General features: G+C 62.5%; 7 protein-coding genes. 3 read left to right on the top strand and 4 right to left on the bottom strand.

Annotation, left to right across the window (positions count from 1 at the left end):
- Nucleotides 1-226: 226 nt before the first annotated feature.
- From BLW21_RS00075 to BLW21_RS00065, 3 genes are all read left to right on the top strand, one after another.
- Nucleotides 227-3,331, top strand: coding sequence for a serine hydrolase domain-containing protein (locus BLW21_RS00075; protein WP_092736623.1), 3,105 nt, complete (start codon nucleotides 227-229; stop codon nucleotides 3,329-3,331).
- A 106-nt stretch (nucleotides 3,332-3,437) separates the two neighbouring features.
- Nucleotides 3,438-4,097: a hypothetical protein gene (locus BLW21_RS00070; protein WP_092736621.1), complete on the top strand. Its 660-nt coding sequence runs from the start codon at nucleotides 3,438-3,440 to the stop codon at nucleotides 4,095-4,097.
- 94 nt (nucleotides 4,098-4,191) lie between these two features.
- A complete protein-coding gene (locus tag BLW21_RS00065) occupies nucleotides 4,192-5,823 on the top strand; it encodes a 3-(methylthio)propionyl-CoA ligase (RefSeq protein WP_245711760.1) in 1,632 nt (543 codons plus the stop codon).
- 115 nt (nucleotides 5,824-5,938) lie between these two features.
- Here BLW21_RS00065 and BLW21_RS00060 read toward each other — a convergent pair whose 3' ends face one another.
- The 4 genes from BLW21_RS00060 to nagB form a co-directional block, all read right to left on the bottom strand.
- A complete protein-coding gene (locus BLW21_RS00060; RefSeq protein ID WP_245711759.1) occupies nucleotides 5,939-7,114 on the bottom strand; it encodes an acyltransferase family protein in 1,176 nt (391 codons plus the stop codon).
- 198 nt (nucleotides 7,115-7,312) lie between these two features.
- Nucleotides 7,313-8,608 carry a RagB/SusD family nutrient uptake outer membrane protein gene (locus BLW21_RS00055; RefSeq protein WP_092736617.1) on the bottom strand — a complete coding sequence of 432 codons (1,296 nt, stop codon included), beginning with the start codon at nucleotides 8,606-8,608 and terminating at the stop codon, nucleotides 7,313-7,315.
- 108 nt (nucleotides 8,609-8,716) lie between these two features.
- Nucleotides 8,717-11,908 (bottom strand): SusC/RagA family TonB-linked outer membrane protein, encoded by a 3,192-nt coding sequence (locus tag BLW21_RS00050; protein WP_092736615.1) that lies wholly within the window; start codon nucleotides 11,906-11,908, stop codon nucleotides 8,717-8,719.
- 172 nt (nucleotides 11,909-12,080) lie between these two features.
- Nucleotides 12,081-14,006 carry a glucosamine-6-phosphate deaminase gene (gene nagB, locus BLW21_RS00045; protein WP_092736613.1) on the bottom strand — a complete coding sequence of 642 codons (1,926 nt, stop codon included), beginning with the start codon at nucleotides 14,004-14,006 and terminating at the stop codon, nucleotides 12,081-12,083.
- Nucleotides 14,007-14,268: the final 262 nt, after the last annotated feature.

Raw genomic sequence — 14,268 nt, 5'->3', positions numbered from 1 at the left:
ATAGGCATTAGGTAACCGCTAAGTATAACTTTAGATGGCTAATTGTCATTATTTTATACGCAACCGTTTCCGGTAACCTCTCTCAGCCGTACCCGAACCGGCCGCTGGGCCAGGGGCGGCATGTGCTGGCAGGTAGGCACTGGTTTCTGACCAGAATGCTGCTTGCCAGGGTGGCTTTCGGCTGTATTCCGCTAAATTAGCCCACTCACCCCTTGCCGCGCCTGCCTTGTTACCATCCCGTTTTTCCCCGCTGTTAGGGCTGTTGGTCCTGCTAGCTGGTCCTGTTTCGGCCCAGCAAACCCGCCCAGCGGCCCGCGCCGCTACGCGTTATACCCCAGCGTTGGCGGCCCCCAAGCCAGCCGCGTTGCGCAACCAACCCGTGCCCTTTGCCGGGCAGCTGGCCAGTTCGCGCTGGGTTGATTCGGTGATGGCCACGCTCACGCCCGACCAGCGCGTGGCCCAGCTGTTCATGGTGGCCGCCTACTCCAACCGCACCCGCGCCGACGAGGACTCAGTTTCGACCCTAATTCAGCGCTATGGCATTGGGGGCCTTATTTTCTTCCAGGGCGGGCCCGTTCGTCAGAGCCGGCTGCTGAACCGCTACCAGGCCCAGGCGCGCGTGCCGCTGCTGGTGGCCATGGACGCCGAATGGGGCGTGGGCATGCGCCTCGACAGCGTGGTGCGCTTCCCGTACCAGATGAGCCTGGGTGGTTTGCAGGATAATGTGCCCATCTACCAGATGGGCCGGCAGGTGGCTGCCCAGTTCAAGCGCCTGGGCATGCACGTAAATTTTGCGCCGGTCGTCGATGTCAACAACAACGCTCAAAACCCGGTTATTGGCTTCCGGAGTTGGGGCGAAAACCGCGAGAATGTCACCGCAAAGAGCCTGCAGTACATGCAGGGCATGCAGGACGCAGGCGTGCTGGCCGTGGCCAAGCACTTCCCCGGCCACGGCGACACCGATGTGGACTCGCACCTGGCCCTGCCCCTACTGCGGGTGGACAAGCAGCGGCTCGATACGCTGGAGCTGTTTCCGTTCCGGGAGCTGATGGCCAAGGGGTTGGGCGGCATGATGGTGGCCCACCTCAACATTCCGGCCCTCGACACTACCGGCGTGCCCTCTACCCTTTCCAAACCCATTATTGAGGGGCTGCTGCGCCAGAAAATGGGTTTTGAGGGCATCATCTTCACCGATGCCATGAACATGAAGGGCCTCACGAGCATGTTCCCGGCCGGCGAAGGCGACGTGCGGGCGCTGCTGGCTGGCAACGACATTCTGGAGTTCAGCGAGAACATCCCGCTGGCGTTGCGCATGGTGCGCGAGGCCATCAACAAGGGACAGATTTCGCAGGCCGAGATTGACCGCCGCTGCCGCAAGGTATTGGCCCTGAAACAGTGGGCTGGCCTGGACCGCTACCGCCCCATCGAACTGCAAAACATCATTGCCGACCTTAATACGCCCCACGACCAGTATTTGAGCCGGCAGCTTTCGGAACTGAGCCTGACGGTACTGCGCAACCAAAACAGCCTGTTGCCACTGCAGCGCCTCGATACGCTCCGGCTGGCCACGCTCACGCTGGGTACCCTCGATACCACTGCGTTCCAGCGCCGGGTGGCCGATTATGGGCCGGTGCGCCACTTCTGGCTGCCCGCCACGCCCTCGCTCGATGAGCTGACGAAGATGCGCGAAACCTTGCGCGCCTACAACACGGTGCTGGTGGGCGTGAACAACCTGGGCCGTCAGCCCGCCACGGGCTTCGGCGTAACGCCCGAAATGAACGTGCTGCTGCGCGAACTGGGCGGCAAAGGCCAGCAGTTGGTGGTGAGTGTGTTTGGTACGGCCTACGCGGTGGAGAAGCTGCGCGACCTGAGCCGCGCCGGGGCCGTGGTGTTGGCCTACCAGGAAAGCCAGAACGCCCAGGAAGTGGCCGCCGAGGCTATTTTCGGCGGCATTTCGGCCAGTGGCCAGCTGCCCGTTACCGTATCGCGCACCTACGGCTACGGGGCCGGGCTGGCTACGGCCGGCGGCACGCGGTTGCGCTACAGCTTCCCCGAGGCCGTGGGCATGAGCAACGATCTGGAAAGCCGGGTTGACTCCATCATGAACGGGGCGCTGGCAGCCGGGGCCTTCCCGGGCGGCGAGGTGCTCATTGCCCGCCGCGGCACGGTGGTATTGCGCAAAAGCTACGGCACCCAAACCTACGGCCCCACCGCCCGCCCGGTAAGCAACAACGACCTCTACGACCTGGCCTCACTCACGAAAGTAAGCGCCTCCCTGCCGGCTCTGATGAAGCTGCAGGACGAGGGCAAATTCTCGCCCGACAGGACGCTGGGCCAACTGTTCCCGGAATTCCAGGGCACCAATAAGCAGGACCTAAAGCTGCGCGACGTGCTCACCCACCAGGCCCGCCTCAAGGCCTGGATTCCGTTCTGGAAAGACTACACCAAGCCCCGTGGCCTGTTCAACAGCATCTTCGGCAAGAGTCCAGCGGCCGGCACGGTTTCGCTTACCCAGCCGGCCGAGCTGAACCGCCGCTACTTCCGGCCCGACTCGTCGGCCCGGTTTCCGCTGCCGGCCGGCCCGGGCCTGTGGGCGCGCCAGGATTTCCCGGACCTGATTACGCAAGCCATTGCCGAGTCGCCGCTCAACGAAAAGCCCGGCTACGTGTACTCCGACCTGTCGTTCATCATGTACCCGCGCTTCGTGAAAGCGGCCTCGGGCAAACCGCTCGACCAGTTTGTGCACGACGCGCTGTACCGGCCGCTGGGCGCTACCACACTGGGCTTCAACCCCACCCGGCGCTTCCCGCTCGGCCGCATTGCGCCCACCGAGTACGACTCGCTGTTTCGGCGCGGCCAGCTGCACGGCACGGTGCACGACGAGGGCGCGGCGTTGCTCGGAGGCGTTTCGGGGCACGCGGGCCTGTTCGGCTCGGCCAACGATTTGGCCAAGCTCGTGCAGCTCTACGCCTGGAACGGGCGCTACGGCGGGCAGCAGCTCATCAAGGCCGAAACCCTGGCCGAGTACACCCGCTGCCAGTTCTGCCCCGACAACCGCCGCGCTCTGGGCTTCGACCGGCCCGCCACCAATCCCGGCCTGAACTCGGCCAAAAGCGCCTCGCCGGCCAGCTACGGGCACACCGGCTTCACGGGCACGCTGTTCTGGGTTGACCCCAAGGAGGAGCTGATCTGCATCGTGCTCACCAACCGCGTAAACCCGACGCGTCGTAACAATAAGATTTCCAGCCTCAATGTGCGCACCAACGTGCTGCAGGTGGCGCTGGAGAGCATCCGGCAGCGCCCGGCGGTGGAAACGACGGTGGAGGAGTAATTCTATGGTAGACTGAGCATCTAAATGTTTACTCCGTAGATTCAACTTCTGCGGTGGTATTTGGCTCTGCGTTATATAATTACCGGGTCAATCCAGCCTTTTCGCCATGAAAACTCAAATCTTTCCCCTATTATGTAGCTTGCTGCTCTGCACTAGCTGCTTTACCTCGGATGAGCCGGCAGTAGTGTATCGGTTCACGACGGAGCAGTTGGCATGGCAGCCCTACTGGGTTGGCCAGGTGGTGCGCTTCGGGCGAATCCAGGATGCGCGGGTTCGCACCTACCAGGTGACAGAGGTAAAGGATCGGTTGGAAGAGCAGAGCAGCCCCCCCGTGTTTATAGTTGTGCCCTTTGGCGGAGCGAAGAAAGCCCCTCTTGCCCAGCATATAACTGTACGGGCCCAACGCACTGACTCTATTACTATTCCTGCCCCCATTCTGGATTTAGGGCTTTCGTATAGCGTTGATGGGAGGCTAATATTTTCTCCTTCTCAGATCCGGTGGGAAGGATTCTACGGTGCCAATTTGCCTATTGACTCGGTGAGTATCGGCCGGCCCATTAATTCCCTTTACTATCCTGATGCGGAGTTGTTGCCCACTGCCACCTTCGGTTCGGTTACCTACCGCCAAGTTTTTAAAGTACAGAACCCCTATCCGAAGTTTACCCCCGCGGGTACAAAAACAGTTATGCAACTCTACTATGCCCGCGAAAAAGGTTTAGTAGCCTTTGAGGAAGAAGGAACGGGCCTGTGGTACCGTTTGCCCTAAGCGCGGGCCGGAACCCTTCGCCTCATAGCCAATTCCGCCAGAAAACCCCTAGCTTGAAGGCTCTCACTAAAGCCCACACTGAATGCTAGGACTCATGATGCACCAGCCCCTGCGCATTGCCGGGCTACTCGAACACGCCGAAAAGTGGCACGCCGATACCGAGATTGTGAGCCGGCTGGCCGAGGGTGGTTTGCACCGCTACACCTACGCCGGGCTGGGCCGCCGGAGCCGGCAGCTGGCCCACGTGCTGGCCCGCCTGGGCATCCGGCCCGGCGACCGGGTGGGTACGCTGGCCTGGAACACCCACCGCCACCTGGAGCTGTACTATGCCGTGTCGGGCAGCGGGGCCGTGTGCCATACTATCAACCCGCGCCTGTTTGCCGGGCAGCTGACTTACATTATCGGTCACGCCCAGGACCAGGTAATTTTCTTCGACCTGACCTTTCTGCCGCTGGTGGAGAAGCTGGCTCCTGCCTGCCCCGGCGTGCGGGCCTGGGTACTGATGACAGGCCGGGCCCACATGCCCGAAAGCACTACGCTGCCCGATTTGCACTGCTACGAAGACCTGCTCGATGCGGAGCCCGCCGAGTTCGAGTGGCCGGTGTTCGACGAGAACACGGCATCCTCGCTCTGCTACACTTCGGGCACCACCGCCGAGCCCAAGGGCGTGCTCTACTCGCACCGCTCCACGCTGCTGCACACCTTTGCCGCCGGGTTGCCCGACTGTTTCAACTGCTCGGCCCAGGATGTGATTCTGCCCGTCGTGCCCATGTTTCACGTCAATGCCTGGGGTATTCCGTACCTGGCACCCATGCTGGGCTGCAAGCTGGTGCTGCCCGGTCCGGGCCTCGATGCGGCCAGCCTTTATGAGCTGTTTGAGCAGGAAGGCGTGACGTTTTCGGCCGGCGTGCCGACCATCTGGCTCGGGCTGCTGGCCTTCATGCGCGAAAAGGAGTTGCATTTCAGCACCCTGCGCAAGATGATTGTGGGCGGCGCGGCCTGCCCGCCGGCGCTGCTCAAGGCGTTTGGTGAGGAGCTGAACGTGGAAATCCGCCACGCCTGGGGCATGACCGAAACCTCGCCTTTGGGCACCGTCAGCACCCTCAAGCCCCAGCAGCTAGACCTGGGCCCTGCCGAGCAGTTCGACTTGCTCACCAAGCAGGGCCGGGTAATTTACGGGGTCGATATGAAGATAGTGGATGATGCGGGTGAGGCCCTGCCCCACGACGGCGTGGCCTTCGGCGACCTGCTGGTGCGCGGCGCCTGGGTGGTAGCCGACTACTTCGGCGCCGACACGCCCGGCCAACTCACGCCCGACGGCTGGTTTAGCACCGGCGACGTGGCCACTATCGACCCGGCCGGCTTCATGCAGATAACCGACCGGAGCAAGGACGTCATCAAGTCGGGCGGGGAGTGGATTTCGAGTATCGCGCTGGAAAATCTGGCCGTGGGCCACCCGGCCGTAGCAGAGGCCGCCGTAATCGGCCGCCCCCACCCCAAATGGAGCGAGCGGCCGCTGTTGGTTGTGGTGCGCCGGCCCGGCATGGATGTTTCGGTGGAAGAGTTACTGGCGTTCTACGAAGGCAAAGTGGCCCGCTGGTGGATGCCCGAGGCCGTGGAGTTCGTAGAGGAGCTGCCCCATACGGCCACCGGTAAAGTCCGCAAAACCCAGCTTCGGGAGGATTTTGGAGGCTATACGTTCGGGGGAAATGGAGAACTAGATTAACGTCTGACATCCTGAGCTTGCAAAGATCCTTATCACGCAAAAACGAACTATTCAAGCGTAACAAGGTCCTTTGCAAGCTCAAGATGACAGCCTTCCCCAGTCTTCGTGTCCTCAATCAAACCTTGATGATAACCCCCTTCCGATACATCAGCCACAACACCCCAAACCAAATCGACACGCACACCAAGGCGCCCGCTAACGAGGCATTAACGGGGCTGAAATAGGGCGTGAAGAAGGTGTTGTAGAGCCAGGTTTTAAGCGGCACCTCGGCGGCGGTTACCTTGACGGCATTCAATGTTTTGGCTACGATGCCCGACAGGAAGAACACGGTAATGGCATTCACGCCGTACACCTGCCCGAAACCCGTCCACCAGCCGCGGCGGCCCTGCACGTCGCAGAGCCAGTAAAGCAGGACCAGCGCAGCCATGGCCAGGCCACCGGTATATAGCACGTAGGAGCCGGTCCAGAGGCTTTTATTGATGGGAAACCACTCGTTCCAGATGAGGCCCGCCACGATAAGGCCGGTGGCGGCCACGAACAGCTGAGCCACCCGCACAGCCGGCTCCAGCTCGCGACGGCGCAGGTACTGGCCCGTCAGCATCCCGAGCAGGCCGGTAGCAATGGCCGGCAGCGTGCCGAGCAGGCCCTCGGGGTCCCAAGTGCGGCTCTGCTTCCAGAGGTGCGCCTCCGTAAACACCGCCCTATCGAGCCAGGCGCCGAGGTTGGTTTCGGGGGCCAGGTTAGCCGGGCCGAAACCGGGTACCGGCACCAGCTGCAGCAGCACATTGTAGCCCACCAGCAGCGCAATCAGCAGCCCGATTTGCTGGCGGCGGCTGGTTTTCAGAAACAGGATGCCGCAGGCCAGAAATACCCACGAAATGCGGGCCAGCACCCCCGGAATCCGCACCGTAGCAAACTCAAACTTCGGGTAGAGCGCCATCAGCAGCCCCAACCCAAACAGCATGCCGGCCCGCCGCAGCACCCGCCCCATGGCCGCACCGTGGCGGGCCGGCTGCTGCCGGGCTGCAGCCAGCGCGTAGCTGATGCTGACGCCCACGATGAACAGGAAAAACGGAAATATCAGGTCGGTAGGCGTGCAGCCGTGCCACTCGGCGTGCTCCAGCGGGGCGTAGATGTGGCCCCAGTCGCCGGGGTTGTTCACCAGAATCATGGCCGCCACCGTGAGGCCCCGGAACACGTCGAGGCTGATGAGGCGGGCCGGCTGCGAGGCCTCGGCCAGCGGCAGAGTGCCAATGGTTTCTATAGCGGCTTGGGTGGTAGCAGTGGTCATGGTTTTGGTGGTTAGCTATTAGCTATTAGCTATTAGCTATTAGCCGAAAGAACGTCATTCTGAGCGAAGCGGAGCGGAGTCGAAGAATCTCGCGTGCAATAGTATCCCTATCATCAGGAGTTACTTTGGCATGCGAGATTCTTCGACTCCGCTTCGCTCAGAATGACGTTTCTTTCGGCTAATAGCTTACAAAAAAACCTAATTAGCCGGATCGGCGGGCGTGTTGGCGTTGTTCTCACGCTCGATGCGCGGATATGGGTAGAAATTGCGGTTGCGCTCGGCGCCCGGCTGGCCCGGACCGGGCCGGCCAAAGCGGCGGCTGTCGCTTAACCGGAAGCCCTGGAAGGCCAGCTCGACGTAGCGGTTACGCAGAATTTCGAGCAGGATGGCGTCGGCCGTAACGGGGCCCGAATACGCCGGCAGGTTGGCCCCGAGTGGGTCGTTGGCCGTGGCCGTTTTAGTGCGCACTTTGTTCAGCTCAATCACCGCGTTGGCCAAATCAGCTTTGCGGGCGTAGGCCTCGGCCCGAATCAGCAGCATCTCCCCCGGCACGTACACCGGAATTGGGGCGTCGTTGGCCGTGTAGAAACCCAGGCCGCGGTTTTGGGTGGGCAGGGGCGCGGCCCGCACCAGAAACGGAATCCGCCCGTCGCCGGGGGCCGGGGCCAGCGGCCCGCTCAGGCCCAGGTTTGCATCGGTGGGCTCAAAAATATTCTTGTTGCTGAACACCACGTCGAAGAGCGGGTTGCGGGCAGTAACGTTGAAGTTGAACACCGAGCGGCTGGCCAGATTTACGCGCCCGGCGGCGGCCAGGGCCTTGTCGTAGTCGCCGAGCACGAGGCTGTAGCGGGCAATGAGGGCCTGGAGCGTGTTGGCCAGATCGATGCCCGACACTATTCGGCTGGTAAACTCGGCCGAAACGGGGGCAGCGGCCAGCTGAGCAGCGGCAACTTCGAGTTGCGTTACGGCGCTGCGCAAGGCTTCTTCGCGGGACACGAAGGGCGCATTATCGCCGGTTACGATGGGCGTTTGCTCAAAAAACTGCACGACGTCGCCCAGCGCCAAGGCCCGGAAGATGCTGGCGTAGGCCACCACACCGCTCCGGGTGCCGGGGTCGGTGGCGTTATTGGCATTGGCCAGAATCAAGTCGGCGTTGGCGCGCACCAGCTGGGAGGTAGTCCAGAAGTTGCGCACCACGGCATTGTCGTTTATTACGCTGGCGCCGCCGGTGCGGATGTTGTTTTCATCCACGTTACCCTGATTGAGGATAAGAAACTCATTGGTGCTCAGGCCGCCCAGGGCTACTTTGTTGTAGAGCACGCTCACCAGCCCGCCGGTGGCGTAGCGGGCCTGCAGGCCGTTGCTGAGCAGCGTCAGGCCCTCCCCCGAACTCACGGCCTGGTCCTGGCTGACGGTACTGGGGTTGAGGAATTCCTTGTCGCAGCCGCCCAGCACGAGCGCGCCGGCGACGAATAAGAGCAGTATTTTTTTCATGGGAAGGAGAAGCTAAGTGGGGTTGTTTTGAGCTGTTAGCTAGTGGCGGTTGGCTGTCAGTTTCCGTTCAAACTAGCAGCTAACAGCTTTTAGCTAATGGCTCAAAAACTAGAAAGTGGCGGCCAGCCGAATCTGGTAGGTGCGCGGGATGGGCACGTTGCCGAAGTCGATGGCCCGCAGCAAATCGGAGGAGCCGCCGGCGCTGGTTTCGGGGTCGAAGCCTTTGTAATCGTCCCACGAGTACAGGTTGCGGCCCACCAGCGAGAGGTCGAGGGCGCTGATGTACTTGCTGAACGTGGGCAGCCCGTAGCTCAGGGCCACTTCGCGCAGCTTCACGAACGAGCCGTCGTCGATGCGGAACTGCTGGGTGTTGTAGACGGCGAAAATATAGCCGCGGGGCAGCTCACCGCGCAGCTCTTTTTCGGCCAAATCGCCCAGGCCCACGCCCTGGCGGGTGCGATAGTCGGCATTGAACACGTCGACGCCCTGCACGGCATCGAGCAACACCCGCAGGCTCAGCTTCTTGTAAGTGAAATTGGTCGTGAACGAGCCGGTCCAGTCGGGGTTGGGGTTGCCGATGAGGGCCTGGGCCACGGCCGTGCCCGGCGCGTAGCTGGGCTGGCCGTCGGCTCCGCGCGAGGGCACGTAATTTACCGAGCCCGTTATCTGGCCGCTGGTGCGCTCATCCTGCGGGAACCCCTGGGGCGTCAGTAGCAGCGAGCCATCGGGGTTGGTGGCGTAGGTCGAGCCGTAGAATATGCCCGCCGGCTGGCCCTGGAGCAAAAACACCGGGGCCCCGGCCGAGTTGGGGATGGAAATGGTTTGGGCCAGGCCGAGCGAGCCAGGCAGTTCCAGCACCTTGTTGCGGTTGCGGCTGAAGACCACCGTCATGTCCCACGAGAAATCGGTGGTGCGAATGGCCGTGCCGTTGAGCAGCACTTCCAGGCCCCGGTTTTCCATCGTGCCCACGTTGTTCACAATCGACGAGCCGCCGGTACTCGGGGCCAGGTTGCGCGTTACCACCAGGTCGGTTATCTTCTGGCGGTAGGCCGTTACGCTCAGGCCCAGCCGGTCGCCGAAAAAGCCCAGGTCCACGCCGCCTTCCAGCTCGTTGAGACGCTCGGGGCGCACGCTGTTATTGGCCAGCTGCGCACCCGGCACCAGGGCATTGCGCGGAAACGGTACAGCATTGAACTGGTACAGCCGGTCGTAGGGGCCGATGCCTTGTAGGTTACCCGCCTCGCCGTAGCTGGCCCGCAGCTTCAGGGTGTTAAACTTCTGGGCGAAGGCCGCGTTCTTCCACCCGCCAATATCGGAAAGTACCAGCGAGCCGCTTACTTTGGGGTAGTACTGGTTGGTTTCGGAAGCCGAGAAGCGCGACGAGCCGTCGCGGCGCAACGCCCCGGTCAGGAAGGCCAGGTTGCGGTAGCCCACGGTGGCCTGCCCGTAGTAGCCGCTCACAGTCGACTGCGCCAACGAGTAATCGGCCTGCACGCTGGCCGTGGCCGCGCCCCGGACGGTAGTAATGAAGGGCGTGAGAAACTGGCCCTGCTGGGTGGCCAGCGTGTTGCGCAGGTACTGGTAGTTGTAGCCGGCGCGCAGATTGAGCTTGAAATCCTCCGAAAAATTGTACTCGTAGCCCAAGTTGATATCGGAGTTGAGGTTGATTTCGGTGTTGTTGCCATCGGAGGCAAAACCATCGGGGTAGCGGGCGGGCGGCAGGCCGGCCGTGGCCTGGTACGGGTAGGGCCGGATGTAGCCCTGGCCTACCTGCGAGTAGGCATCAACGCCCACAATGTAGTCGAGGCTAAAGCCCTTAAACGGCGTCAGGTTGACTTGCAGGTCGCTGATGGTGCGGTTGGTTTCCTGCGTAAACGTCATGTCCTCGATAGTCGAGAGCGGGTTGACGCGGGTGGGCTCGACGGCCAGCAGGTTGCCGTTGGTGTCGCGCCGCCGGATATCGTAGATGTTGTTGGTGATGTTGACGGCGTTGATGGGGCTGTAGAAAACGTTACCATTGGCTTTCTCGCTGGCCGAGCTGTTGATGTAGCTCACCCCGGCCGACACCTTGGCCCAGTTGGTCAGGCGCTGATCCACGCGGGCGCGCAGGTTGTAGCGCCGGAAGTTGGTGTCGTCGATGATACCGTTGTTGTTGAGGTAGCCGGCCGACACGAAGTACTGGGTGCGCTCGGAGCCGCCCGAAATCGAAACGCCGTTGTCGGTGCCGGAAGCCGTGCGGAAAATCTCCTTGAAGTAGTCGTAGCGCGGCACATCCACGAGGTTGCTGGCCAGCTGGGCCGTGGCTCCGGCGCGGGTAATGCCCACGGTAGTGGTGCCGGGGTTGGCGGCAATCTGGGCCGCCGACACGCCCGAAATCGGGTACAGCCGCAGCCCCTCGAAGCCGAACTGCTTGCCGTAGGTGTTTACGGGCACCGACTTGCGCAGCTCGTTTATTTGAAAGCTGGTGTAAACCGATACCCGGGCAGCTCCGGCCTTGCCGCGCTTGGTGTTGATGATGACCACGCCATTGGAGGCCCGCGAGCCGTAGATGGCGGCGGCGGCGGCCCCATTCAGCACATTCAGGCTCTCGATGTCGTTGGGGTTGATGTCGGCCAGGCGGTTCTGGCCGGGGTTGGCCACCCCGATATCGTTGCTCAAAGCCCGCTGCGACACGTTGTTGCTCTGGTTGCTCACAATCACCCCATCAATCACGTACAACGGGTCGGAGGAGCCGGTCAGCGAGGTAATGCCGCGCAGCCGCACCGAAATGGAGCCGGAAGGGTCGCCGGAGTTTTGCACGATTTGCGCGCCAGCCACCTTCCCCTGCAGGGAATTAAGCAGCTGCCCGCTACCCGTTTTCTGCAGTTGCGTCCCGTCGATTACGGTGATGGCGTTGCCCAGCTCGCGGCGGTTCACGGCCACCGTCGAGCCGATAATAACCACGTCGTCGAGGGCCTGGCTGGCCGCGTTCAGCGTTATGCTGGTGCTTACCGTGGGGCTGCTGCCGAGCGCGATAGGGCGGATTTCGGTTTTAAAGCCGATGGCCGAAATCGTGAGCCGGTAAGGGCCAGGGGCCAGATTTACGGCTAGCTGGTAGTTTCCTGCGGCATCGGTAGAGGCCCCCAGGGTAGTACCCGTCACGAGTACCGTTACGCCTGGCAGGCCCTGCCCCTGCTCATCGACAATGCGCCCCTGCAGCGTGTAGGCCTGCGGAGCCTGCGCCCGCGCCGCGGCCAGTGGCAGCGCAGCCAGGGCTCCGAGCAGCACCAGCGGCCGGAGCAAAGAGTAGTGGTTTGGCATAGGGGTGGGGTTTAGGTGAGAGGCGAAAAACAAGAGAATCGAACAGGAAGAAAACAGGACAGAATGTAGCAAAAATGACGGTACGCAGCCATTTGCCAGGTTCAATCGTTCGGCAACAAACCCACGGCCGGCAGTGCATCTACAAAATCCGTGTAATCCGGTAAAATCCGCGCTAATCCGTGGTCCACTGCACAAAGGCCTCAATGCCCTCGTACTCGGGCAGGCCAAGCTGGTCGTAGAGGCGGGCGGTGGTGCGGTTGCGGGCCTCGGCGCGCTGCCAGAACTCGCGCTGGTCGGCGCCCGGAAACAGCGGGCGGTCCTTCTGGCTCTGGTGCTTGAAAATGGCCCGGCGCTTGCGCGTGAGCTCCAGTGGGCTCAGGGGCACGGCCATTTCAATCTGATCAATATCCCACTCCTGCCAGGCCCCGCGGTAGAGCCACACCCGGCAATCGGGCAGCCAGGGGCAGCCGTCGGCCTGCAGGCGCTGCACGGCCTGCATAATGGCAGCCAGGCAGACGCGGTGCGTGCCGTGGGGGTCGCTCAGGTCGCCGGCGGCGAAAATCTGCTGCGGCTGCAGCTGCTCCAGCAGCTCCATGGTCAGCCGGATGTCGTCTTCGCCCAGCGGCTTTTTGCGCACCCGGCCGGTTTCATAAAAGGGCAAGTCCTGGAAGTGGGCGCGGGTGTCGGGGTCGAGGCCAGCGTAGCGCAACGCGCTCTTGGCCTCGCCGCGCCGGATCAGGCCCTTAATCTGCTGCACCTCCTCCGAATCGACCTGGCCGGGCTGCTTGTTGCGCAGGAAATCGGCCACCCGCTGGTATAGGTTTTCGGCCGGCTGGTCATCGAACCGAAACAGCTCGTCGTAGTCGGCCACGAACTCGGCAAACCGAATCACGTCCTCATCAAACACGGCAATGTTGCCGCTGGTCTGGTAGGCCACGTGCACCTCGTGGCCCTGCTCGACGAGGCGCAGCAGCGTGCCGCCCATCGAAATCACGTCGTCGTCGGGGTGGGGCGAGAAAATGAGCACCCGCTTGGGGAAGGGCGCGGCCCGCTCGGGGCGGTAGGTATCGTCGGCGTGGGGCTTGCCGCCGGGCCAGCCGGTAATGGTGTGCTGCAGCTCGTTGAACACCCGGATGTTGATGGCGTAGGCCTCGCCCGATTCGGCCAGCAGCCCCGAGAGGCCATTTTCGTTGTAGTCTTCGTCGGTGAGCTTGAGAATGGATTTTTCCAGCTCGCGGGCCAGCCACGTCACGGCCTTGCGTACCAGCGCCGGCTGCTGCCAGTGGCAGGCCTCGCCCACCAGCCAGGGCGTTTTGCGAGGGGCCAGCTCGGCGGCGGCGGCCTCATCAAGCACTACCTGCACGGCCGGGTGGTGCTGCAGGTAGGTGGCCGGCACCGAGTCGGTCGGCTCGCCCTCTACCAGGCGCTTAATAACGGCCGCCTTGCCCTCGCCCCAGGCCAGCAGTACCACGTGGCGGGCTTCGAGAATGGTGCCCACGCCCATAGTGAGGGCCCGGCGGGGCACGTTTTCTTCGCCGTAGAAGTCGGAGGCCGCGTCGGTGCGGGTGATATGGTCGAGGGTGATGAGGCGGGTGCGCGAGCCGGCGCCCGAGCCGGGCTCGTTGAAGCCGATGTGGCCCGTGCGCCCGATGCCCAGCAGCTGCCAGTCGATGCCGCCGGCCGCCCGAATCTGCTCCTCGTACTGGCGGCAGAATTCGGCGACCTGGTCGGCGGCAATAGTGCCATCAGGAATATGCACGTTTTCGGGCCGGATGTCGATGTGGTCGAACAGGTACTCGTGCATGAAGCGCACGTAGCTCTGCAGCGAGTCGGGGGCCATGGGGTAGTACTCGTCGAGGTTGAAGCTGACCACGTTCCGGAAGCTCAGGCCCTCGTACTGGTGCAGGCGCACCAGCTCCTCGTACACGCGCGTCGGCGACGAGCCGGTGGCCAGGCCCAGCACCGCCATCCGGCCCTGGGCGGCCCGCTCGCGGATGAAGTCGGCCAGCTCGCGCGCTACCTGCAGAGAAGCGGCCTCAGAATCGGGGAAGATGCGGACGGGTACGTGGGCAACGGGCGGAGTGGCAGCAGCAGACATAGGCAGGTGGTATAGAGCGTACAGGCGCAGGGCAAACGGCTGGCAATACTTGCGGCGGCCGCAATGCCAAAAATAAAGCACTGTCGAATATAGCTAATTTCATATTAGGCAGCATTCAACTTTATTGGCATATTCGTAACTTTTTCCGCTGCTGTAACCCGTTTTGCTATTTTCGGACGGCAGCTACCGACTCCGGCTCTTTTATTACCGGCGTAGTTCCGAAGCTAGCTGCCTGACGCGTCTTTTCTTTTCCCACCTCTCT

Source organism: Hymenobacter psychrophilus (assembly GCF_900107135.1).
GTDB classification, from domain to species: Bacteria; Bacteroidota; Bacteroidia; order Cytophagales; family Hymenobacteraceae; genus Hymenobacter; species Hymenobacter psychrophilus.
This window is presented reverse-complemented; position numbering and strand designations above follow the sequence as displayed.